23 protein-coding genes are annotated in these 23,130 nt (G+C 60.2%); 10 read left to right on the forward strand and 13 right to left on the reverse strand.

What is annotated here, in order from left to right:
* Window positions 1-20 precede the first annotated feature (20 nt).
* From ftcD to BLW03_RS01775, 7 genes are all read right to left on the reverse strand, one after another.
* Window positions 21-971, reverse strand: coding sequence for a glutamate formimidoyltransferase (ftcD, locus tag BLW03_RS01745; RefSeq protein ID WP_074652072.1), 951 nt, complete (start codon window positions 969-971; stop codon window positions 21-23).
* A gap of 27 nt (window positions 972-998) precedes the next feature.
* Entirely contained in the window at window positions 999-1,727 is a 729-nt protein-coding gene (locus BLW03_RS01750; protein WP_074652073.1) for an acyloxyacyl hydrolase, read from the reverse strand.
* A 78-nt stretch (window positions 1,728-1,805) separates the two neighbouring features.
* Window positions 1,806-2,546 (reverse strand): YebC/PmpR family DNA-binding transcriptional regulator, encoded by a 741-nt coding sequence (locus tag BLW03_RS01755; RefSeq protein ID WP_074652074.1) that lies wholly within the window; start codon window positions 2,544-2,546, stop codon window positions 1,806-1,808.
* Window positions 2,547-2,744: 198 nt separating this feature from the next.
* On the reverse strand, window positions 2,745-3,230 hold the full coding sequence (locus BLW03_RS01760; protein ID WP_074652075.1) for a VOC family protein: 486 nt from the start codon (window positions 3,228-3,230) through the stop codon (window positions 2,745-2,747).
* Window positions 3,231-3,274: 44 nt separating this feature from the next.
* The gene (gene lysA / locus BLW03_RS01765) at window positions 3,275-4,543 is read right to left on the reverse strand and encodes a diaminopimelate decarboxylase (protein WP_074652076.1); all 1,269 of its coding nucleotides are present in this window, start codon (window positions 4,541-4,543) and stop codon (window positions 3,275-3,277) included.
* Between the two features lie 33 nt (window positions 4,544-4,576).
* Window positions 4,577-4,882, reverse strand: a complete 306-nt coding sequence (locus BLW03_RS01770) for a PspC domain-containing protein (protein WP_074652077.1) — start codon at window positions 4,880-4,882, stop codon at window positions 4,577-4,579.
* A gap of 80 nt (window positions 4,883-4,962) precedes the next feature.
* Window positions 4,963-6,159, reverse strand: a complete 1,197-nt coding sequence (locus BLW03_RS01775) for a tetratricopeptide repeat protein (RefSeq protein ID WP_074655698.1) — start codon at window positions 6,157-6,159, stop codon at window positions 4,963-4,965.
* 175 nt (window positions 6,160-6,334) lie between these two features.
* On the opposite strand from BLW03_RS01775, the gene BLW03_RS01780 reads away from it, so the two are divergent.
* Window positions 6,335-6,805, forward strand: coding sequence for a hypothetical protein (locus tag BLW03_RS01780; protein WP_074652078.1), 471 nt, complete (start codon window positions 6,335-6,337; stop codon window positions 6,803-6,805).
* Window positions 6,806-6,936: 131 nt separating this feature from the next.
* Here the strand turns inward: BLW03_RS01780 and BLW03_RS01785 are convergent, their stop codons facing one another.
* On the reverse strand, window positions 6,937-7,746 hold the full coding sequence (locus tag BLW03_RS01785) for a tetratricopeptide repeat protein (protein WP_244501915.1): 810 nt from the start codon (window positions 7,744-7,746) through the stop codon (window positions 6,937-6,939).
* 167 nt (window positions 7,747-7,913) lie between these two features.
* Between BLW03_RS01785 and BLW03_RS01790 the strand changes: the two genes are divergently transcribed.
* Genes BLW03_RS01790 through dnaX form a run of 3 tightly spaced genes read left to right on the forward strand, consistent with a single transcriptional unit; the run spans window position 7,914 to window position 11,702 of the window.
* Window positions 7,914-8,387, forward strand: a complete 474-nt coding sequence (locus tag BLW03_RS01790; RefSeq protein WP_074652079.1) for an SET domain-containing protein — start codon at window positions 7,914-7,916, stop codon at window positions 8,385-8,387.
* Window positions 8,388-8,409: 22 nt separating this feature from the next.
* Complete coding sequence (locus tag BLW03_RS01795) at window positions 8,410-9,345, forward strand: TIGR03435 family protein (RefSeq protein ID WP_083350256.1); 936 nt, start codon at window positions 8,410-8,412, stop codon at window positions 9,343-9,345.
* Window positions 9,346-9,398: 53 nt separating this feature from the next.
* Complete coding sequence (gene dnaX / locus BLW03_RS01800) at window positions 9,399-11,702, forward strand: DNA polymerase III subunit gamma/tau (RefSeq protein WP_244501916.1); 2,304 nt, start codon at window positions 9,399-9,401, stop codon at window positions 11,700-11,702.
* Here dnaX and BLW03_RS01805 read toward each other — a convergent pair.
* Window positions 11,699-12,679 (reverse strand): phosphotransferase, encoded by a 981-nt coding sequence (locus BLW03_RS01805; protein WP_074652082.1) that lies wholly within the window; start codon window positions 12,677-12,679, stop codon window positions 11,699-11,701. The genes dnaX and BLW03_RS01805 overlap by 4 nt on opposite strands.
* 146 nt (window positions 12,680-12,825) lie before the next feature.
* Between BLW03_RS01805 and BLW03_RS01810 the strand changes: the two genes are divergently transcribed.
* The 3 genes from BLW03_RS01810 to recR are packed head-to-tail and all read left to right on the forward strand — an operon-like array spanning window position 12,826 to window position 14,777.
* Complete coding sequence (locus BLW03_RS01810) at window positions 12,826-13,143, forward strand: YbaB/EbfC family nucleoid-associated protein (protein ID WP_074652083.1); 318 nt, start codon at window positions 12,826-12,828, stop codon at window positions 13,141-13,143.
* A 9-nt stretch (window positions 13,144-13,152) separates the two neighbouring features.
* Complete coding sequence (locus BLW03_RS01815; protein ID WP_244501917.1) at window positions 13,153-14,169, forward strand: serine hydrolase; 1,017 nt, start codon at window positions 13,153-13,155, stop codon at window positions 14,167-14,169.
* Window positions 14,170-14,171: 2 nt separating this feature from the next.
* Window positions 14,172-14,777, forward strand: a complete 606-nt coding sequence (recR, locus tag BLW03_RS01820; protein WP_074652085.1) for a recombination mediator RecR — start codon at window positions 14,172-14,174, stop codon at window positions 14,775-14,777.
* Here recR and gpmI read toward each other — a convergent pair.
* Both gpmI and eno read right to left on the reverse strand, forming a co-directional pair.
* Window positions 14,774-16,390: a 2,3-bisphosphoglycerate-independent phosphoglycerate mutase gene (gpmI, locus tag BLW03_RS01825; RefSeq protein ID WP_074652086.1), complete on the reverse strand. Its 1,617-nt coding sequence runs from the start codon at window positions 16,388-16,390 to the stop codon at window positions 14,774-14,776. The genes recR and gpmI overlap by 4 nt on opposite strands.
* Before the next feature lie 90 nt (window positions 16,391-16,480).
* Window positions 16,481-17,770, reverse strand: a complete 1,290-nt coding sequence (eno, locus tag BLW03_RS01830; RefSeq protein WP_074655700.1) for a phosphopyruvate hydratase — start codon at window positions 17,768-17,770, stop codon at window positions 16,481-16,483.
* Between the two features lie 365 nt (window positions 17,771-18,135).
* Here eno and BLW03_RS01835 point away from each other — a divergent pair, with 365 nt between their 5' ends.
* Window positions 18,136-19,107, forward strand: coding sequence for a hypothetical protein (locus tag BLW03_RS01835; protein WP_074652087.1), 972 nt, complete (start codon window positions 18,136-18,138; stop codon window positions 19,105-19,107).
* 34 nt (window positions 19,108-19,141) lie between these two features.
* On the opposite strand, the gene BLW03_RS01840 is transcribed toward BLW03_RS01835, so the two are convergent.
* Window positions 19,142-19,576 carry a DUF6249 domain-containing protein gene (locus BLW03_RS01840; RefSeq protein WP_074652088.1) on the reverse strand — a complete coding sequence of 145 codons (435 nt, stop codon included), beginning with the start codon at window positions 19,574-19,576 and terminating at the stop codon, window positions 19,142-19,144.
* Window positions 19,577-19,673: 97 nt separating this feature from the next.
* Between BLW03_RS01840 and BLW03_RS01845 the strand changes: the two genes are divergently transcribed.
* The gene (locus BLW03_RS01845) at window positions 19,674-20,237 is read left to right on the forward strand and encodes an RNA polymerase sigma factor (RefSeq protein WP_074652089.1); all 564 of its coding nucleotides are present in this window, start codon (window positions 19,674-19,676) and stop codon (window positions 20,235-20,237) included.
* Window positions 20,234-20,560, forward strand: a complete 327-nt coding sequence (locus BLW03_RS01850; protein WP_074652090.1) for a hypothetical protein — start codon at window positions 20,234-20,236, stop codon at window positions 20,558-20,560. Before BLW03_RS01845 ends, BLW03_RS01850 begins: the two co-directional genes overlap by 4 nt.
* A 20-nt stretch (window positions 20,561-20,580) precedes the next feature.
* Here BLW03_RS01850 and BLW03_RS01855 read toward each other — a convergent pair whose 3' ends face one another.
* Window positions 20,581-23,049: a serine/threonine-protein kinase gene (locus tag BLW03_RS01855; protein ID WP_074652091.1), complete on the reverse strand. Its 2,469-nt coding sequence runs from the start codon at window positions 23,047-23,049 to the stop codon at window positions 20,581-20,583.
* Between the last annotated feature and the right edge of the window lie 81 nt (window positions 23,050-23,130).

The following is a 23,130-nucleotide window of genomic DNA, read 5'->3' on the forward strand; positions in this document are numbered from 1 at the left end:
CAGAACTTACTGCTCAGATTTTAGACGTCCGGCGTGACAGAATCGTCAGGCCAATCCATGGGCAAATCGAGGCGATGTTCAAGAATCTTGTCTTTTGGGCTGAAATCCGGCACCTGCTGCAACCAAAGTGGTAGTTCTCCACCGACCTCCGATACGCAAGCGGCCTCCGGCACAAGCCCGATCAGCTCACCGTCGCCCGCTTCGGCAGCATGGGTACGAGTTAGGCGGCACACAGCCGCATGGACCTGCGAAACAGGTGTGACGCGAAAGTCGGTGATGTTCATGCTGACCTGCGCACGTCCATCGACCAACACCCCCATGGCCTTCACACCGAACATCCCTCCGTTGGAGGCGCGTAAATCTTTCGCGATGGCTCGTGCCGCGTGCAGATCCCCCTTTGCGAGATAGATGTTGTAGGCGATCAGGAACTGTCGAGCACCGACCGCGCTCGCACCCGCGGTGGAATGCAGCTCACCCGATCCCAGGTCGGGGTGCCTCGACGAGTCTGCTCGCAGATCGCGCTGCAAACCCTCGAATTGCCCGCGGCGAACGTCCTCAAGACGCACCCGATCGGGCCGGCGAGCAGCTGCCTCGTAGAAATAGACAGGCACGCCAAATCGCCGCCAGATCTCCAGCCCTGCATGATGAGCCAGAGCCGCGGCCTGCCCCAGGGTGTAATTCGCCACTGGCACGAAAGGTACAACGTCCGCAGCGCCGATACGGGGGTGCACACCGTGCTGCCCTGTAAGGTCGATTAACTGAGCGGCGCGGCCAACCGCGCGAATGGCTGCCTCGGCAACGGCATCCGGCGCACCTGCAATCGTCACCACGCTCCGGTTGTGCGCGGCGTCCATCGACCAGTCCAGCAAACTGACGCCGTATACCTGCATGGCCCGCACGATCTCGCGAACCACACGCTTATCCCGTCCCTCAGAAAAGTTCGGGACACATTCGACAATAGGCTCTGCCATCACAACAACATCACAATCTTGAGTGCGCTACTTCCACCAGGTATAGCCAAGCGAGAACTGAACACTGGCATTCACGCCGGGGTTGCGATCGCCAAGACTGGCGGAGGAGATATGGACGCCGTTCGCGCTCAGGTCCAAGGACTGTTTCGGCTTTACGAAGTAGTGCATGCCAATACCGCCCTGCGGTGTGAAATTCCACACGCTTGCGCCCGATCCCGGGCCGTCGTTGACAATGTTGACCTGTCCATTCCCATACGCCGGATATTTATGGTTCGTCCAGATCACGCCGCCTGCCGCCTGCACCCACGGCATGATGCGCTTGCCATGCGTGAAATTCCAACGAAGGATGATGGGCGTCACGGAGACACCGTGATAAGTACCGCCAACGGTATACGGCCCCACACAGTCAAGGACAATCGGGTTTGGCGTCGCGGTGCAGCTGTAGCGCTGAAACTTCGGCGTGTTCGATTGCCAGTAGGGAAAGATCTCGCCGGCGTATTCGATGTTGCCGCGGAGGATGCCCTTTCCATAGACCGGAGTTAAAACTTTGCCGAGATGCGCACCCGCCATGAAAAACTTGAAATCATCGCGATTGTCTGTGATGCCTTTGCCACCCTGCACGATCACGCCGTACTCCCACGGTGTACCCTTCGCGGCTGCCTGCACGGGCGCCTCCTGCGGACTCATCTGCGCGTTCCCTTGACGACCGGCAACCAGCGCTAACGCCGCAAACACTACCCCAACCAGCTTCCGCATCCACCCTCGCACTTCCTGCATAGCAAAGCCGCCGAAGCCCGGCGGCCTGCTGTTTCCTGACTACGCTTTTCCCTGCGCTTAGGCTGGGACCTGGGACTCATCCATGTCGAAGTTACTGTAAAGATTCTGCGTATCGTCCAGATCTTCCAGCACTTCCAGCAGACGCATCATCGCGTTCGCCTGCGAGCCCTCGAGCTTCTGATAGGTCGAGGGCACCATCGTGATCTCAGCGTGCTCCGGCTTGAAGCCTGCCTTGGCGACGGCATCACGCACAGCTTCAAAGTCCTTGGGCGTCGTGAAGATCTCCCAGTTATCGCCTTCCAGCGTCAGGTCGTCTCCGCCAGCTTCGAGGACGACCTCGGTCAGTTTGTCCTCGTCAACGCCGTCCTTCGGAACGACGATAACGCCCTTCTTGGTAAAGATGTAACCGACCGACCCGGACTCGCCCAGATTGCCGCCGTTCTTGCTGAAGGCATGGCGAATCTCGCTCACCGCGCGATTCCGGTTGTCCGTCAGAACTTCGATGATGACCGCAACGCCGCCGGGGCCGTAGCCCTCGTAGGTGATCTCTTCGTAGCTGAGGCCTTCCAGTTCGCCCGTACCACGCTGGATGGCGCGCTTGATGTTGTCGGCCGGCATGTTCTCAGCCTTCGCAGCCAGAATGGCCGTGCGTAGGCGCGGATTGCCGTCCGGATCGCCGCCACCCTGCTTTGCTGCAACGGTGATTTCTTTGATCAGGCGCGTGAACACCTTGCCGCGCTTTGCATCCGCAGCGCCCTTCTTATGCTTGATGGTTGCCCATTTTGAGTGGCCTGACATCGACTGAAACCCCGCACTTTCTCTGGTTCTAAGCTGGCAGCAAACACTGCCCGCAACCAACGAAGTATAGCAAGCCAGAGCCTCCCCTTTCGACCCGCCACGGGAAAGGACGCTCTATGTCTCGCTCCTGAGACACGGGCTCTCCCGATCCCTGACGGCGCTTGAATCCCATCTGAGAAGCGAGAGCTGGGCTGTCGGTTACTCTGCCGCTTTGAGCACAGATCTGAGATTGAGGGGCCCGGTCACCATCTGCAGATTCCCTGCGGCATCCACCGGCCACTCGTCGCGTGGACGGTCCCAATAGAGCTCGACGCCATTTCCGTCCGGGTCGGCGAGATAGATGGCCTCGCTCACGCCGTGGTCAGATGCGCCCTGCAGTGGCACGTTCGCGGCAAGCAGCCGCTTCAGCGCATCGCCAAGTTCGGCCCGCGAGGTGTAAAGAATCGCAAGGTGATACAGTCCGGTGGTGCCTGGCGCTGGCGGCCGTCCGCCTTGACTCTCCCATGTGTTCAGACCGATGTGGTGGTGATAACCACCAGCCGACAGGAACGCCGCAGAGTTCCCGAGCTTCTGCGTTACCTCAAAGCCCAGCACGCCGCTGTAAAACGCGATGGCGCGGTCGAGATCCGCAACCTTCAGGTGAACGTGCCCAACGCGAACGCCGCTGCCGATTGGTGTTGTCATAGCCATTCGATGCTTCGAAGTCGAAACAGTCGCAGTCTGCTGAATTACGGCATTTCCGGCGCGAACAGCTCTTCGTAGGTCTCACGGCGGCGCACCAGTCTTGGCCCGGTCGACTCGACTAGCACTTCTGCCGGCCGAAGACGCGTGTTGTAGTTGGAACTCAGCGACAACCCATAGGCGCCAGCGTCGAGGATTGCAAGCAGATCTCCATCCTGCGATACGGGGAGCGTGCGGGCACGCGCAAAGAAGTCGCCGCTCTCGCAGACCGGCCCAACGATGTCCGCTTCCTCATCCGCAGAGTCCTTTCGGATCAGGACAGGAACGATCTCGTGGTGGGCCTGGTACAGCGCTGGCCGGATCAGGTCGTTCATACCCGCGTCGACGATGACGAACTTCTTATCGCCATTCTGCTTGCGGTACAGAACGCGCGTGATCAATGCGCCGGCCTGCCCAACCAGGAAGCGCCCCGGCTCCAGCAGCAGATGGAGGTCCATCGATCCCATCGCGGACTGCAGCGCTGCGGCATACTGTGTCACCTGCTCCGCTGCGTCGAAGGATTTGTCCGCGTACTCAATGCCAAGACCGCCGCCAGCGTCTACGTAGCGGATATTGTGGCCGTCACTGCGCAGCTCTGACACCAGGGAAAGCGTCTTCGCAAGTGCTTCGGCGAACGGTTCGACCTGGCGGATCTGCGAACCGATGTGAACACTGACGCCCGTCGTCTCAATGGACGGCATCGCAGCCGCACGAGCGTATACGGCCCGCGCCAGCTTAATGCCGATGCCAAACTTGTGTGCGCTCAGCCCCGTGGAGATGTAGGGGTGCGTCTCCGCACTCACATCGGGATTCACACGCAAGGCGATCCGTGCGCGCTTGCCCTTCACGGCCGCCCGCGCTGCCAGTAACGCAAGCTCTGGCTCGCTTTCCACGTTGAACTGCAGTATGTCGGCGTCCAGAGCAGCGTCCATCTCTGAGGGCGTCTTGCCGACGCCGGAAAAGACGACGCGACTCGCAACCGTCGGTCCACCTGCAGCGAGCACTCGCGCCAATTCTCCGCCACTGACAATGTCAAAGCCGCAGCCCTGCGCTGCCAGCATCTTCAAAATGGCAAGCGATGAATTTGCCTTGACCGCGTAACAAACGGTATGCGGCACACCAGCAAAGGCCGTCTGAAAGAGCTCGGCCCGCTCGGCGATCTGGTTTGCGGAATATACGTACAGCGGCGTGCCAAACTGCTCGGCAAGCTCCGCCACATCACTGCCGTCGCACAGAAGCCGCGCGCCGTCATACACGAAAGGACGTCCCTGATTCATCCCATCCAGAGTATCCGACCGTGTGCGCTAGGACTAAACCACCGGGGGTTTGGAAGGCGGATTTGTTGACGGATAGTCTGCCGGCGGATAGCCGGTGGGAGGGTATGGCGAACCAGCGACCGGGGGCGGATAGGTGCCGGAATAGGGCAGCACCAGCGGCTCCTCCGGAATGACGAGCCAGCAGACGATGTAGGCCAGGACACCGCCGCCGCCAAAGAATACCAGCAACACCAGTACGAGCCGGGTAAGGTTTAGATCCCACCCATAGGCACGTGCAAAGGCGGCGCAAACGCCCGCAATCTTGCGGCCATACCGGGGACGAAGCAGCGGTCCATTCATGACGAAATCTCCTCCTGCCGATGCACAGCATTCTTGCACATGCACGGCGTTCACAGAGACAGATACGCAACGTTCACGGGCTAGGTTCCCGTATAAGGCGACTTCATCAGTTTCCGGGCTGCGTCCGCCTGCGTCTGATCACCACCTGCCGCGGCTGCGAGTTGGTAATGCTTCATCGCTTCGTCGCGACGATGAAGCCTGTCCAGCATCATGCCGGCATTCAGTTCGGCCCGCTTACGCATCCAGTCGCTGCAGTTGGGTTGCTGCGCTGCCTTCAGGTAGCTCTCGGCAGCATCGGACACGTCGTTCTGTCCCCGCTGAGTCTCAGCCAGGCCGAAATAGGCAAGCTGCAAGCGAGGGTCGATGAAAAAACCCGGCTTCGCCGCGTCGAACAGGACAGTCTTGTAGATGTTGATCGCGTCCGGACCATGCCCCGCATCCTTCATCAGGTTGGCCTCTTCTAAACGGAAGAGGAAGTCGTGCGGATACTGCTTCGCCAGGCCCTGCGCGACCGCATAGGCTTCGTTGTAGCGCTGGTCGTGACGCAGAAAGAGGGATAGCGCCGTTTGCGACTCCACCTTGGTGGCCGTGCCGTTTGCGGCGGATTCACGCAGCAGCTTCAGGCCGCCTTCTTTGTTACCGCCGATACCCGCAATACCCACCAGCATGCGCACAAAGCGCGGCAGGCTTGCCACGGCGATTTGCTGAATGCCAACGGCCATCTTCGCGTCGGCGTAGTTCGGATCGAGCTTGAGGACCTGCTCACTGTCATTTCGAGCCGCAAGTCCCTGCCGCGCGGCACCTGTGAAGCTGTGATCCGCGAGTGTCATCCACGCGGCATGCATGCCGCGAACGTAGCCACGGGCGAACAAGGCATCCTTATCCTGCGGATTCACCTTGATACGGGCGTCCGCAAGAGCAATGGCACTGTCAGTCAACGAATCGACCTGCTTGTGGGTGGCTTCAGGAATGTCAGATTTATGGCCGGAGCTGAGGAAGTGCTCATGCGCGTAGTACGTCGTGTCCAGCAAATCCTGTCGGTAGAGTTCACGAAAGATGGTATCCATCAGCACGTAGCCGGCAGCCATGGGATCCTGCGGATGCTCGCGCTGTACCGCCTGGAAGCGCTGCATTGCGCCGTCGTAGTCCAGGTTGTAGAAGTGTTGAAAGCCGTCACGGACCTGCGGGTCGTTGTTCAGCGGATAAGTATTCTGCGGACTGGCGTTGCTGCATGCCAGCGCCAGCAGAACGGCAGCCATCGGGAAAGTCCATCGCATCGCCACACCATGGTAGACGCGCTCGGGACCGTACCGGGATGCGCGGCGGCGATTGCTTCATGCGGAAGACTCCTTCGCAGCAACGGTTTACATTCATGGCAAAGGTGTTTCGCTTGACGAACCACGATCCGCAACCACTCAGGCTCACTACTTTCTCGCCAGAAGGCGGGAACGCATGAACCGCGCCCAGATGCTGCAATTGCTGATCGGTCAGGCGCGTGCTTCGGGCTTCGAGTTCCGGCGCTGGTACATGACCAGCAGTGGGATGCCCTGGACCGGTGCAGACGAGGCCGTCCGCTGGCTTGCGCGTGGGAAACGTGCACACATGCTGGTGTTTTCGCACGCCTTTGCGCAGGCGTTCTTTCGTAGCGGTGACCGCGTCACCTTCGTGGTTCCTCATCAGACTTTCCAGACCGCCCGCGCCGACGGCGAATCGCGCACGGTCGAGCGTAAGTCGCACATGCGCCGGTCAAGCCGTAAGGATGTCTGGAAATATCACCTGAGCGAGATGGCCCGCACGGCAGAACCGTTGCGATACCTCCGCCGCTATCTTCTTATCGAAGAAACAATGAGTGACGAGCCTGAAACGCCTCCGTCATCCGAACCAGATTATGACGAAGAACTGATGGTGCGCGACGCGGACTAGCACTGCCCCATTTGCGCTGCTGAAGGTGAAGATCTGCCGCAGAGCGAACGCGTTAGTGTTGCCAAGAGAGTCCGTCGGACTTCTCGCCTGCCGACTCGGCGATGGGATGCGAGCACCTGACTCTCACGGTTCTACTGGACTGGCGCACCCAGCTTTGCCAGTGCCCGACGGACGTCCTTGTCATGATCGCCGTCCGGGTCCGCCTTGAGATACTCGCGATAGTTCAGAATGGCTTCGTCATTCTTCTTCAGCTTGCTGGCCGCTTCCGCCAGCCCGAAGAGGGCATCAGGATCGCCAGGATCATGGTCCACCGCGTCCTTGTAACGCAGGTATGCGCCTTGCGTGTTTCCGTCGTTCCAGTAGAACTTTGCGATTTTCAGATCGTCGGCAACGCGCGTCTTTTCCAACTTCGCACGCGCCTCGCTCAAATCGCCTCGGCTTCCCAGATCTTTCAGCTTCGCTGCCTTCACCGGCGCATTCGGTGCCGCAGTGGTGGGTGCAACGTCCGCGTCGTCATCGGCCGGCCGGCTGGAACTGCTGCTATCTCCGCTGCTGCTGGAGGAAGAATCACCCGAAGTGGAGTAGCCACTCGGTGGCAGATGCATCGGCCGTTCCGAGGATGCAGGCGGATCAGGCACCGGCTCCGTCGGCATCGCCGGAAGACCATTCGGGTTCGATGCAGGCTTCTGTGGCGTGGAGGACGGCTCGCCATCAGCATTCGCACCGTGGAGCGAATCTTCTATTGGGAACGGGTTCGCCGAAGCCGGTGACTGCGTATCGCCTGAGGACGAGGATCCCGATGGGGTCGACGAATCTGCAGTGCATGCCGGATCTTTCGATCCAGACTTGCACTTCTTCGCTGGCTTCGACGTCTGGGCGTCACCGCAGGCAAACGCCAGCAGCAAGCCTGCCGTCACCATCCATGCCTTCGCCGATCTCATACGCTCACCCATTGCTACTTCACAAGCTTAGACGCATCGGGCGGACCAGGGGCAACTGTCCGGAGGTTCAAAGTGCGGCCCTTCCGGAGTCTGGCCGAATCCTGCAGTCGGAGCGCCGGAGCTTTGCGTTTTCCCGCAGCGGGCACGTGCCGTATACTCGCGCAACAATGCTCCCTCGACTCATGCTCCGATCGTCGCCGGTCCACGGCTGCGGCTGTTACACGCTTGACCCCATCCGCGAAGGCGCGCGCGTGGCCGAATACGAAGGTCCGCGCATGACCAAGGCAGAGGCCGACGAGCGCTACGCCAGCCGCGACATCACCTATCTGTTCGGTGTGCATGATCGCGACACCGTCATCGACGGCTTTGGCACGCCCATGTTCATCAACCACTGCTGCGAGCCCAATTGCCAGACGGAAGAGGACGACGGGCACATCTACGTCCTGGCCCTGCGAAATATTGCCGCCGGGGAAGAGTTGACCTACGAATACCACCTGTATGACAGCGACGAGGACGATCAGCCCTGCTACTGCGGCACCGAAGGCTGCCGCGGCACCATGTTCTCCGACGAGGAGATCAAGCGCCGCAAGAAACTCGGCCTGCCCATGACACTGCGCAAGAAGCCAAAGAAGAGCAAATAAGCGCTGCCGGAGAAAACGCATCATGAGAAGCCACATCGCTTGCGCATTGCTTCTCCTCACCTCGTTCTCCGCCTTCGCCACGGCTTACGGTCGAGCCACTTTGCCGGTTCCTGCGTGGCAGAAAGCCGCGGGCGGCTCGATGTCGTTCGAGGTGGCAACAATCAAGCCAGCCGACCCGGACAACTTCCATCCGCCAAACTTCGCGCTCAGCGCCGATGATTCTTACGGGAATGTCGGCGGCAACTTCTCGGGAGAGTTCCCCCTGAGCGTCTTCATCCAGTTTGCTTACAAGCTCACGCTGAGCGAAGAACAACGCAAGGCCATGCTGTCAACGCTGCCCGAGTGGGTGAGCAAAGAGAAATTTGCGATCCAAGCCAAGGCGGAAGGCAATCCCACCAAGGACCAGATGCGTCTGATGGTGCAATCCTTGCTGTCAGATCGATTCGCGTTCAAGGCGCACTTGGAGAAGCAGGAGGAAGCCGTTCTTGCCGCGCAGTTGATTCGACCCGGCAAGCCGGGGCCCAACCTCATACCACATGACCAGGGGCCGCCCTGCCCAGCTTACGGAAACGCTGGCGATGCGCTCCGAGGCGGCTCCGGTCCCGCATTTCCGCCCGTCTGCGATATCGTCGCGGCACATGTCACAACAGATCACATGATGGAAGCCGGATCGCGCAATGCGCAGCCGGCGATGATGGCGAGCCTGCTTTCCCTGATGGGTGAGTTCGATCGAACCGTGGTGGACCAGACTGGCCTGGAAGGCCGCTATGACTTTCGGATCAAGTGGGCGCCCGAGCCCGCCAGCAAGATGGTGCCGCCCGGGGCCGTGGTCCCGGAGCCGCAGGGGCCACCTTTCGTGCAGGCACTGCGCGAGCAACTAGGTATCAAGCTGCAAGCGACGAAGGCAACGGTGCCGGTGCTGGTGATCGATCACATCGAGCGACCCACACCAAATTAGCCACTCGAAGGCGTCCGGCTAATCCACCGCCCCAACCGCTAAACTAAATGGCGATGGCATACCAGGTACTCGCCCGCAAATATCGTCCGCAACGCTTCGCCGACGTCGCCGGCCAGGACCACGTCACACGCACCCTTCAGAATGCGCTCGAGCAGGACCGCATCGCGCACGGCTACATCTTCAGCGGCCACCGTGGCATCGGCAAGACGACCATCGCGCGCATCCTCGCCTGCGCGCTGAATTGCCAGAACACCATCGGCAGCAAAGAACGTCCCACACCGGAACCCTGCCTGGTCTGCGACGCCTGCACCGAGATCCGCGCGGGCAACGCTGTCGACGTCATTGAGATCGACGCCGCTACCAATCGCGGCATTGACGAGATACGCGAGCTGCGTGACGCCGCTCGCTACCGCCCCTCACGCGATCGCTTCAAGATCTACATCCTCGACGAGGCGCACCAGATCACCGATGCCGCCTTCAACGCCCTGCTGAAGACTCTGGAAGAACCACCAGATCACATCGTCTTCATGATGGCAACGACCGAGCCGGAGAACATCCCACAAACCATTCGCTCGCGCTGCCAGCATTTCAGCTTTCACGCGGTTAAGCTCGACGACATCCTGAATGAGCTTCGCGGCATCGCCGCCCACGAAGGCGTTCTGGCCGATGAAGCCGCGCTTGCACTTCTGGCCGAAGCCGGTGACGGCAGCATGCGTGACGCGCTGTCCATCATGGATCAGGCAATCGCCTCCGCCCCGCTGCTTGATGGCAAGGCCGAGCTCAGCGCGGGTGAGATCCGCGAGCTGATGGGCACCGTGCCCAATACCGTTTTTGAGGAGATCCTTGAGTCGGTTGCGCGCAACGACTCCGCCGCTGTTCTCACCACTGCGGGTCGCCTGTTGGACGCAGGTAACTCCTCCTCGCAGATCGCGCGGCAGTTTGTCCGCTACCTGCGCAATACCATCGTCGCGAAGATCGCCTCGCTGACAGAAGAGCAAAACACCAGCGATCTGCTGCAGATCAGCCCCGACGAACGCCGTCGCGCCGTCCGCACCGCGATGCTCTTCACCGAAGAGGAGCTGACGCGCTTCCTAAGCGTGATGCTGCGCACCTTCGACGACCTTGGCTTCCGCCAGGAGCAGCGGCTGCATCTGGAGCTTGGCCTCATCAAGCTCGTGCACCTGCAGCGCCTCATTCCGGTTGAAGAGTTTCTCTCGCAACTGCCAAAGCCCAGCAGCAACCCGACGCCTCGAACCATCCCGCCCCCACGCCCGGCCGCTGCGCCCAGCACGGCCCCCGCGCGTCCCGCAGCACCACCGTCGCGTTACGAAGCAGGCGGCAACGTCACCGGCCTCCCCGCGAAAGAAGAGCTTAAGGCACCCTCGACCGCTTCGTCTTCGAGCGCGACGACCATCCCTTCAGCGAGCGCAACGGTCGCCCCGACGGCGAGCGCCACCATCAACCCCTTCGCTCCCGCGACGCCATCCCCGCGCGGCGAGTCACAGCCGGTCCCAACACCTGCCAGCCCCTCCGTAGAAGCTGGCGCGGGTGCCCCATACATGCGCGAAGCGGATGTGTGGGCCTCTCGCGAAGCGCGACCCGTAGGCAGCGTGACACCCGCAACCGGACGCACCGATGGCGCACTCGCCCTTGCACCCGATCCGGTCGCCCACGAGCCAGCAAATCTACCTCCCTTCTCTTCGCCGGGAGTCACCACGCCCCCGGAACCGGTTGTCGTCAAGCCTGCGAACCTGTCACCCTTTACCGCACCCGCAGTAGCTACACCAGCCGAACCCACTACCGGCCTGAACATTCGCATCCAACCAAGTGCCGTCGCTCTCGCAGACCCGCCGGCAGCCCACGCCGACGAAGCCTATGACCCGTCCTGGGAGACGATGGCACTGCCGGAAGCTGATCCAGAGGCCACTCAGCCGGCCTCTGCACCGGCAGCGACAGGTGCGGCGGGAGACGCAGCGCAGCTACAGGCTGGAGCCGTTGAAGCGCTCTTTGAAACCAGGAAGCACAACTCCGCGGCAGAGCAACTGGAAGAAACGACCTGGACTATCGCCGACGGCGAAGTCCTGATCGCGACAACCCTCTCCAAGCCGCTGATGGCCACGATCTTCCGTCCGGATGTCGAAGCAATCATCAAAACGGCCCTGCGCCAAAAAGGCCTGGGCGGTGTGCGTATCGTCTTTCAACCCGCCACGCCGGAAAGCAAAGCCAAGGCGGCAACGCCCAAGAAGCCCCGCACCGGTTCCGCCCAGGCGAAAGCGATGGAGCATCCAACCGTGCAGGCTGCCCAGCGACTGTTCAACGCGGAAGTTACGAACGTATTCGACCTCCGCAAGGACTAGCTAATAGCAATCATTGCCGTCACTGCGTCCGCAAAGCGCTCCGTTCGCATCTCTCTGATCACCTTCCGAAGGTGGAGTAGCCCATACTCCGCCTGGTGCTGCCCGTCGAGCAGGTGAACCTCGAAGGCTACAAGCCGCCGATGGTACTCCCGGAACTCGGGCAGTTCCATGGCGACATCCAGCGTCGCCCCTAGCCGCACCGACGACGTTAGAAAGAACGCAGCGTAGATGCAGTGCATCCACTGCCGCATCAGGTAGAACTTCAGCAGTCTCCGCTGACCGGGAGTCTCTCCGAAGTAGGTCTGCAGGTAAGCCTCTGCCTTTCCCTCCTCAAGGTAGAAGTTCGAGACCACCGCCAGTTCGGTATAGCGGTCGTTGAGAAACGCCGCCTCCCAATCCACCAACCAGATCTGTTGGCCATCGAAGATCACATTGTCCGGTTTCAGATCGTTGTGACACGACACTTGGTCTGCTTCGTCGTGCGGATACGACGCTTTCAGACGCTCATACCCGTCGCGGAACGCCGCCATTTGCTCTTGCATTAGGAGCCCGGACGCAAGGAAGCGCTGAACCGCTCCATCCATCACTTCCAGGTAGCTCATGATCTTCGGGAACGCCGGGAGGCGGTGCAACACGCGCAGAGTCGCAGCCATGCGTTCCGCCATGTTCGTCGGGAACGGCTGCGACACCACAAACTCCGAAATCAACACCCGGTCCTCAACGCTTTCGTACAGCACGCCTGGAGCAATCCCCGCCAGCGCCGCAGCCCGCATGCATGCAAACTGCCGTGTGGGATCTGCAATTGCATCCGTTCGCAGGATCACTCGCAGCAGGTAATCCCTTCCGCCTATCGTGATCCGATAGATCTGCGCGGAACTCAGTCCCCGTGTCAGGCGCTCCGCCCCCTCGAACTTATCCACACGGAATGCTGTCTGCAACGCCCTCCGTACCGCCACCTGTTTCTCCTCTGGAATCATCCTTTTCCTCCTGCGAAAAATCGGACAACGTCGCACAGCTTGGCACAGCAAACGAGCCCTTGCGTTCGCTATGCTGGAAGTGGGAAGAAACGCGGCCCTCTAGACCGCGGCCCAAAGATCGCCCAACCTCCCGGAGAGCCCCCAAGATGGATATGAGCAAGCTGCAGGAGATGATGGGCCAGGCCCAGCATATGCAGGAACAGATGGAACAGAAGCTGGCCACAACGACCGCGGAAGCCAGCAGCGGCGGCGGCCTGGTGACGGCGCGAGTCAATGGCAAAAAGGAACTGCTGCGCCTGAAGATCGATCCCACGGCCCTTGCCGCCAGCAGTGGCGACGTTGAGATGCTGGAAGACCTGATCACCGCAGCGATTAACGAAGCGGGACGTAAGGCCGACGAACAGATGCAGGCAGCCACCAGCGGCATGCTGGGCGGCATGGACCTGGGAAAGCTGCTCGGGTAAGTGCCCATCGTGTCGAAGGCGTTTCGTAAGCTGTCCTTGCGCGGCCTTTGCATCGCTGCCACGCTTGCTGGCTTGTGCTCCTCTCTGCGCGCGCAGGAGCCGGAAGCCGCGATCCGGCAGGTCATCGCACAACACCACGGAAGTATCGCGCTCTATGCCCACCAGCTCAACACGGGCAAGACGATTAGTATCGACGCGGACAAGCCGGTACAGACGGCAAGCACCATCAAGCTGGCACTGTTATGGACTGCGCTGCGCGAGATTTCACTTGGCCGCGCCACATGGGACGAGAAGGTCACCCTGAAACCGCGCGAGGGCGTCGCAGGATCAGGCATCCTGCATTTCCTCGATACGCCGGTCACGCTCACGCTGAAAGACGTCGCCACCATGATGGTCATCGTCAGCGACAACACCGCCACGAACCTCATGATCGATCGCTTTCCGACGAAGCTGGTCGATGACAACATGGCAGCGCTCGGCTACGCCGAAACATGGCTCTATAAGAAGGTCTTCAAGCCCGCAGACGGCCCGATGCCCGCAGACCAGCCGAAGTTCGGCCTTGGCAAGACGACACCGAAGCAGATCGGGCAGTTGATGGAGAAGATTGGCCGCTGTGATGTAGACCTGCCCGGCCAGCCGAAAGTTGATCAAACAAAGGCCGACGCAGCCTGCAACGTCGCCATCGACATGCTGCGCAACCAGTTCTATCGCGACACGATTCCGCGCTACCTGGAGAAACTCGACAACACCGAACGAGGCAGCGGCATCGCCTCGAAGACGGGCTCGCTGGACGCCACGCGGTCCGACGTGGCCATCATCGCGGCAAAGTCCGGTCCCATCGTCCTCGCGGTCTACACCTACGACAATGCCGACAAAGGCTGGAGCGTCGATAACGAAGGCGAGGTCGCCATCGCTAAGATCGCGCAGGCTGTCGTCGAAGCGTGGTCGCCCACCGGCATCGATGGCAAGTCACTGACACCCGGCCTGGGCCTCCGTCCCGACAACGGAAAGGAAGCGTCAAAGTAACCATGGAACGCTTCGCACAACCGATGGCCCGCCTGATCGAAGAGCTGCGCAAGCTGCCCGGCGTGGGCAACAAATCCGCACAACGATTGGCCTTTCACATCCTGCGCTCTCCCAACACTGACGCAGAGCTGCTCGCGAACGCCATCCGTGAGCTCAAAGCGCAACTACGGCTGTGCAGCATCTGCAACAATGTCACCGACGTCGATCCCTGCACCTACTGCACATCGCCCACGCGCACGCACTCGACGGTCTGCGTCGTCGAAGAACCGACCAGCATTGCGTCCATCGAAAAGACGCGCGGCTACAACGGTATCTATCACGTGCTCCACGGCACACTCTCACCGCTCAACGGCGTAGGACCAGAGCAACTGCGCACTGCCAATCTCTTCAGCCGCCTCGGCGAGATCGAGGAGATCATCCTCGCCCTCTCACCCACCGTAGAAGGTGAAGCGACGGCGCACTGGCTCGCGAACCAACTCCATCATGCCAGCGCCGATCATCCACTCCGTATCACGCGCATCGCAACCGGAGTGCCCGCCGGCAGCGATATTGAATACGCGGATGAAATAACGATGAGTCGCGCGATGGAAGGCCGTCGCGAGGTTTAGTTTTTCGGGAATACCCGCAGATCGCCTCCAGTCATCTCCTTCGGCAGATCAAGTCCGAGCATCGCAAGCATCGTCGGCGACAGGTCTCGCAGCGACCCACCTTCGCGCAGGCTGAACTTCTTACCCTGATCCGTAATTGCGATCAGCGGCACCGGATTCGTCGTGTGAGCAGTATGCGGGCCACCGGTGACGGGGTCGATCAGCATCTCGGCATTGCCGTGATCTGCGGTGATCAGCCACGATCCACCGTTGCGCTTCAGGGATGCGTAGATCTCACCAAGGCAGGCATCGACTGTCTCCACTCCTTTGATGGTCGGCTCCATCTTGCCGCTGTGGCCAACCATGTCGGCATTGGCAAAGTTCACGACGACCACGTCAAACGCGGTGTCATCGATTGCCTTCTTCACAACATCGCAGATTCCACGCGCACTCATCTCAGGAGCCAGGTCATACGTAGCAACCTTCTGCGACTGGACCACCTCACGCTCTTCGCCGCTGAAGGGCTTCTCGATCCCGCCGTTGAAGAAGTACGTCACGTGCGCGTACTTCTCTGTCTCGGCCACGCGCAGGTTCCGCAACTCGTTGTTCGCCATCACATTGGCCAGCAGGTTATCCATGCTCTCCGGCAGGATGACCATGGGCAGCGTGAACTTCGGGTCGTACTGTGTCATCGTGATGTAGCGCAAGTTCTTCGGGACGCTGACACGCGGGATCTCAAGATCAAGCTCTTCGGCCTTGGGCAGGTCGCGCGCGTCGGCCTTGGTCAGGCCACCCTCAACGTTGCGCGCGAGAACGCGTGTGATCTGCCGCACGCGGTCACTGCGGTAGTTGAAGCAAATGCACAGGTCTTCATCCTGAATTTTCCCCAGCGGCTTCCCTGCTTCGTCGGTACAGACGAACGGAATCGTGAACTCATCGGTGACGCCGTTGTTGTAGCCCTCGCGGACCTTTGCCGCGGCATCGTGTGTCGAGCCCCCCTCCGCGTTGCCCTTCACCATCGCGTCGAACGCCTTCAGCTCACGCTCCCACTTCAGGTCGCGATCCATTGCGTAATAACGGCCACTGCAGCTGGCCAACTTGCCGACACCGATCTCGCGAATTTGCTGCTGCAGTGCGTCAATGTAGCCAGCACCCGAGGTCGGCATGGTGTCGCGACCGTCGAGGAACGCATGAACGAAGACATCTTTCGCACCAAGCTGCGCACAGAGTTTCAGCAGCGCATACAGGTGACGCTGGTGCGAGTGCACGCCGCCATCGCTCAGTAGTCCCAGGAAATGAACGGAGCGGCCACGTTCCATGGCCGACTTGATGCTGACCACCAGCAGAGGATCGCGGTAGAACTCACCGCTCTCAATCATGGTGTCGATGCGCGTGATGTCCATGCGAACAATGCGGCCTGCGCCCAGGTTCAGGTGACCAACTTCGCTGTTCCCCATCTGCCCGTCGGGCAAACCAACGAAGTGCTCACTGGCGCGGATGATCGTGTTCGGATACTCGCGCAGCAGCTTGTCATACGTCGGTTTGCGAGCCATCGCAATCGCGTTGCCGTGCGTCTCCGCACGGATTCCCCAGCCGTCAAGAATGGTAAGAACGAGTGGCTTGCGACGCGACATACATGACTCCTGACTTCGTTGTAAAGAACGGCCTACTGCAAAGAAGGAGTGGCCTCAGCCACTCCTTCCATCGATTCGTGCGGGCGCGAACTAGTCGCAGTTGATGGATTCGATGCCGAGATACTCCGCGCCCTGACCGAGTTCTTCCTCGATGCGCAGCAGCTGGTTGTACTTGGCAATACGGTCCGTGCGCGATGCCGAGCCAGTCTTGATCTGGCCTGCGTTCGTGGCAACTGCAAGGTCCGCAATGAAGGTATCTTCCGTCTCGCCCGAGCGGTGCGAGATGATCGATGTGTAGCCATAGCGGCGCGCCAGTTCGATCGATTCAAGTGTCTCCGTGACGGTGCCGATCTGGTTGACCTTGATCAGGATCGAGTTGGCGACACCCTTCTCGATACCCTCGCGCAGACGCTTCGTGTTGGTCACGAACAGGTCATCACCAACGAGCTGGCAACGATCGCCGATCTCGTCCGTCAGGATCTTCCAGCCATCCCAGTCATCCTCGGCCAAACCATCTTCGATCGACACGATTGGGTACTGGCGAACCCAGTCAGCCCAGTAGGCTGCCATCTCGGCTGAACTCTTCTCACTCTTGTCGCTCTTCTTGAAGATGTACTTGCCGGCTTCCTTGTTGTAGAACTCGCTGGCTGCAGGATCGAGTGCGAGAACAATGTCCTCACCAGCCTCATAACCGGCCAATTGAATCGATTCAAGAATCAGCTCGAGCGCTTCCTCGTTCGATTTCAGCGATGGTGCAAATCCGCCCTCATCACCCACTGCCGTGTTGTAACCCTTCTTCTTCAAAACGCCCTTCAGCGTATGGAAGACCTCGGTACCCCAGCGCAGCGCATCGCCGAAACTCTCCGCGCCGACCGGCATGATCATGAACTCCTGAAAGTCCACGTTGTTGTCGGCGTGCGCGCCACCATTGAGAATGTTCATCATGGGCGTCGGCAGCAGGCAGGCGTTCACGCCGCCAAGGTAGCGGTACAACGGCATCTTCAGCGCATTGGCCGAGGCACGCGCGCACGCCATGGACACAGCAAGGATCGCGTTCGCGCCCAGATTTGCCTTGTTGGGCGATCCGTCGAGTGCGAGCATGGTCGCGTCGATCAGGCGCTGGTTCGTGGCATCCATGCCTGAAAGCTCGGGAGCAATGGAGCTCTCAACATTCTCAACGGCCTGCAGCACGCCTTTGCCCAGGTAGACTTCCTTGTCGCCATCGCGCAGCTCCACGGCCTCGTGCTCACCGGTGCTGGCACCGCTGGGAACTGCGGCGCGGCCAATGGCGCCGCCTGCAAGGGTCACGTCGGCTTCGACGGTGGGATTGCCGCGGCTATCAAGGATTTCGCGCGCTGTGATGGATACGATCTCGGTCATGTTGCCTTTCCCTTCGCCCGCATGCGGTGCGAGGATGCCCCCGTGGGCGATGATGCGATGTTGCAGCCGGTCATTCAGCTTGGCCCGTCGATCGACGGCGATGCTGCTACCACCTGCACCGACGATCGTCTCCAGTAACTCAGCCATGTAGGTTGTCCGTAAATGCAGTCTCGAAGGCACGTTGGTGCATGCGACTGCTACGCCGTCATTCTAACAAAGCGGCGCCAATCCCTCTGTGAACACGTGTGCTAAGTGGCTCGCGTTGACGGTCTTGATTCGCCATTGAGATGACATGCCGCATTCTGACCCGTCTCTTCTAGCCTAGGAAGAACTGCCGTCTCCCGGATGGCAGAAGGAGCCGCAGCGTGAAGCCACAGATCGCCCTCGCACTCATCGTCGCCGCAGCAATGCCGGCATTTGGTCAGCAGACCGGCGTGTCCCATCCGCCCGAAGCATCGGTTGCAGATGTGCCGATTCCCGCTCCAGCAGCAAAACCTTCCGCCGCAATTCCGATGACCCCGCCCGCAAATTCTGCTTCTGCGACAGAACAATACGGCGAATACAGGCCCTATGTTGGGCCCGGCGTTTCGTTGCGGCCACGCGTGGAAGAGAAGGTCGACCCGGATGCAGGCATTGTCGGAGATGTGCCGCGCCGCTCCGACGAACTGGCGGTCAACACGCTCATGCACATCCGCCTGAATTCGGCCATTGCAACTGAGACCACCCAGCCAAACACGCCGTTCACCGCAGAACTCACGGAAAACATTCTGAATGAAGGACGCATTGTGCTGCCGGCTGGATCCACGGTTGAGGGCCGCATTACGCAGGTTCGCGGTGGTCGCCGCATTCATGGGACAGCCTTGATCCATCTCGAAGTCCAGACCATTGTGCTGCCGGACGGATCACGGAAACTCATGCGCGCCATGGTCATCGATTCCGACCGCACCGCAGATACGCGCATCGACGAAGAGGGCAACATCCTCCGTAAGGATCATGTCGGCACAACGCTTGCAGCGATGTCTCTAACGACCGGTGGGGCAGCCGCAGCGGGTGGCGTCATCGGCGGCGCGCCCGGTGCACTAATCGGCGCCGGTGTCGGCGCCGGCTTGAGCACCGCGTGGTGGTTGAAGCAGGATCGTCAGGCACGCGTGCCAGAAGGCACCATGCTGGTCATCAGCCTTACGGAGCCCATGCCAATCGGCGCAGCAGCAAGACAGCCTGAGTTCTCAGAGCGGTCCGCTCCGGTTTTGGAGCGGCGGCCTGCCACTGTGAACGCTGAAGCCGAACCTGTGACAAGACCCTATGTCGCTCCACAGGCATTCGTTCCGACGAACTAAAGCAAAATATCCAGGATTTACAGCAGCGCGAACTCTAGTCGACTTCCATGCCGAAGCGCGAGAGTTCGCGCTTCTGCATGTTGTAGTCGACCAGGAAGCCCAGGCCGATACACAGGCTGATGACTCCGGCGGCAGGGACGATCAGTGTTGGCCGAATCTGCAGAATGGCGAAGAGAAGCAGACCGAAGATACCCACACCAATGCCCATCGAGATGAGTACGATGGCGGTGCGACGCGCGTTGCCGAGACTGCGCAGAGGGTCACGGACCTTTTTCTCCTCTTCCGTTGCGCTGCGCATCATGCGTTCAATGTCTGCCAATGGCACACCCCGGTTCAGCATGGAGATGCGCTCCTGCGAACGCAGTTCCTTGTTGCGGATCTCGGAATAAATACCGGCGATGCCGAGGCCCAGAATCATGACACAGCCTGCGACGGGGACGACGAATGGACTAGAAAACAGATCGCTCATGTTGTTTTCCCTTTCGCCGGCGTTAGACAGAATCCTCTGTGTAAAGTTTCAGACCGCTGTATGAAACTTATGACGGGCTACGAGGTCTTACCTCACCTTGACGGATTCAAACAGCTTCGAGGCCTTCGTTGCAGAGCACCAGGACATGGTGTTCCGGATGCTGGTGCGTCTGACAGGAACGCGGGAACATGTGGACGATTTGGCACAGGACGTCTTCCTTCGGCTCTATCGCGCACTCCCCTCCTTCCGCGGTGAGGCGCTGCTGACCACCTATCTGCATCGCATCGTCGTGAATGTGGCGCAGGACGAATGGAAACGCCGTAAGCGGGACGCGCGCGAAAGTTCGCTTTCAGACGACATCAGCGGATGGGAAGACCGTTTGCATCATCCGTCCGCGAGTGCTGAAGTGCAACTGACCACGTTGGAACTTCAGCAGCGCGTTGAAGACGAGCTCTCAAAACTGACCGCTATCGAGCGATCTGTGCTTGTGCTCTACCACCAGGAAGAGCGAAGCTATCAGCAGATCGCCGAGTCACTGCGATTGCCCATCGGTACGGTGCGAACACATCTGCATCGTGGTCGCAACAAGCTTCGATCCGCATTGGCCCGGGATGCCGGAACCCCATCAACCAAGTTAGCGCAGACAGGAGGCAGGTCTTGAACGAACAGGATGAACTGACGCAACGGATCACGACCGCTCTTGAAGCGAAACCTCCCGTGACTGCTCCGGCTGACTTTGCCATACGACTGATGGCACGACTGCCGGAACAGCCGCCGGCACGGGTGCTACCCGCCGTGCAGGAGCCATCGCACTATGGCCGGCTTGTCACGCTGATCATGCTTACGCTCATGATGGTGGCGATGGTCTACGCAGCTGCATTCCTTGGTCGATCCAGCGCGTGGAATATTGCAGAAGACGTTCTGTTCCTGCAATTCGGCGCGCTCACGCTGTGGTTCGTCCTGTCGCAACGCCGTGTCTCTTAGAGCAGAAAGCGAACTTCCAGCTAGTGCTGCACCTGGCCGAGCAGTCGCTTCCAGTTCTTGCTGTTGCGCTTGAAGGTCTTCTTCAGGTCCGTCAGGATCAGTTCGAAGTCTGCATTGCCTTGCAGCCGCGACCACGCCGGATTCTTTGAGAACCAGGGATAGTTTTCGTTCCCTAAATACACCGCACGACGCAGCCAGTGGAGTGCCTCCACCGCCTCGCCATCGACAGCGAAGTAGGTGGCAAGCCGGTAAGCCATTTCGCTGTCAGCCTCAGCCGCTGCGAGTGTCTCATCCACGATGAACGTGGAACCCTTGGCTCGATCGCCGAGCTGCACATAGCACATGGCGATGGTCGGATAGACGATGCGCATCGTCTTGTCTTCAGCAATAACCTCTTCCAGCGCAGCGATGGCCCGCTCCAACTGGCCCACACGCATGAACTGGTAGCCGCGCGTGATGCGCAAGCGTGTATGCCCCGGCTCTAAGGTCAGCCCCTTGGACACTTCGTCCTCGGCTAACTCCAGTTGGCCCTGGTACTGAAACACTCGTGCACGATCGTTGTAGATCGCCGCAGCGTCCGATGGATTGAGCCGGAGGGCCACCTGAAACTCCGCCAGTGCGGCCTCATACTGGCCGTCGCTGCGCAGCGTCATACCGGCGATGCGACGCACATTCCAGTCATTCCCAGCGGTCTGCAGCAGGTGTGCGATGCCGTGACGAGCACTCTCTTTTTCTCCGCGCGAAAGAAGCATATACACGCGGTAGAGATTCGCCTCGACCGAGCCGGGATCGATTGCGAGTGCACGATCCAGTGCGCGCCGTGTTTCGATCAGGTGCATCTGGCCACCAAGTCCATGGCGGACATACTGGAGATGCGTCACTCCCAGACCGGTCCATGCGGGTGCATAGGAGGGATCCCGTTGCGAGACGCGGCCGAAGAGCTCCTTCGCACGGTCAAGATCGTCCGCGCTGCCACGGCGGAACATGAACGAGTTCAACAGCGCGCGTGCTTGCAGATACTCCTCGGACAGTTCCTGCTCTAACGGCCTGGAATCCTCTTCCTGTTCCAGTTCCTTCGTGCGTGACGCGATGCGGACCGTTGCCGTGCCGCGTAGTGCGCCGAAAATCTCCGTGCTGATCTCGTTTTGTACCGCGACAAGATCAAACGAATTCACATTGATGGAGCCACCCGCGCGCACGGACTGCGCCGGCACATCGAGCATCTGCCAGTTCAAGTCGAAGCCCTGATCGCTGCGCAGGAAGCTGCCGGCTACGACATATTCCACACGCAGCTTCTGACCGATGCTGAGCGGATCGAGCTGGCGCGCATTCAAATTCATCAATGTGCTGGACGGACGGACGACGATACTCTGCATGCGCGCCAGCCGCGCGCTGATGGCATCGGCAAGCGCGTAGCCATAGAGAGGGGCGGCGTCTGCCGGCCCCATGTTGAGGAAAGGCAAAACCACGATGGTGTTGTGTTGCTGGTTGCCGCCGCTCTCCCGAAATCGTTCCGCGAGCATGGAGAGTATGCCGGTCGAGCGCTTCTCCTGCTCTGGAGTTTGAAACTCAAGGTGATTTCTTGAAGGCATGTTCAGCCCCGGCGACATCACGGCGTCAAGCTGCTTCGCCATCAGGATGGTGCGCAGGCTCTCACGCAGTTCCGCGGCCGAAGAGAAGCGTGACGCAGGCTGTTTTTCCAGGCAATGCAGGATGGTGCTCTCAAGTTCAATCGGCGTTTCCGGAGCGAGCTCGCCGATGGATGGCGGCTCTTCAAACTGGATGGCGCGGATGCTTTGAAAATCCGGCGCATCCGGCCGATGGAAAGGATGCCTACCGGTGAGCAACTCATACAGCACAACGCCGACAGCGAAGATATCGCTCTGTACGGACGACTGCCCTGTTACGAATTGCTCCGGCGCCATATACGCCAGCGTGCCGCCTCGAGCCGTGTACTTGGCATCTGCTGGAATGCGACGCTCGGTATTCACGGTCGGGTCGAACTCGACCTCTTCCATGTTGATGCGTCGAGCCAAACCGAAGTCAAGAATCTTTGCGAGGCCGCCGTCCGTCAGGATGATGTTGGCTGGCTTCAGATCTCGATGGAAGATTCCGAGTGAATGCGCCGCGGCGAGTCCGTCGGCCACCTGAATTCCAACGGAGAGAACGAGCTCCAGGCTGGCAGGACCATTGTCGATGAGCCGATCCAGGGGTTTGCCTGGGATGTACTGCATGACGATGAAAGCTTCATCGCCCGCCTCGCCCACTTCATAGATACCGCAGACATTGGGATGTTCGATGGCTGAGGCAAGCCGGGCCTCGCGCAGATACGTCATGCGCATCTGTTCCAGAGTCAGCGAGCCACGCTGAAGGAGCTTGAGTACTACGGGCCGCTGCAACTCACTATCGTTCGCCAGCCACACGACACCACTGCCGCCCGTGCCCAGCTTCCGGATCAGCTCGTAGTGTTCAATGACGCGGTGCTTCATGCCTCCATTATCGCAGGAGGAGATTGCACAGATTGTGACAGAGCCCTAACTGCGTTTGAATATCGGGCAGCGGTTCGTTTC

This window comes from Terriglobus roseus, assembly GCF_900105625.1.
Taxonomy (GTDB): Bacteria; Acidobacteriota; Terriglobia; order Terriglobales; family Acidobacteriaceae; genus Terriglobus; species Terriglobus roseus_B.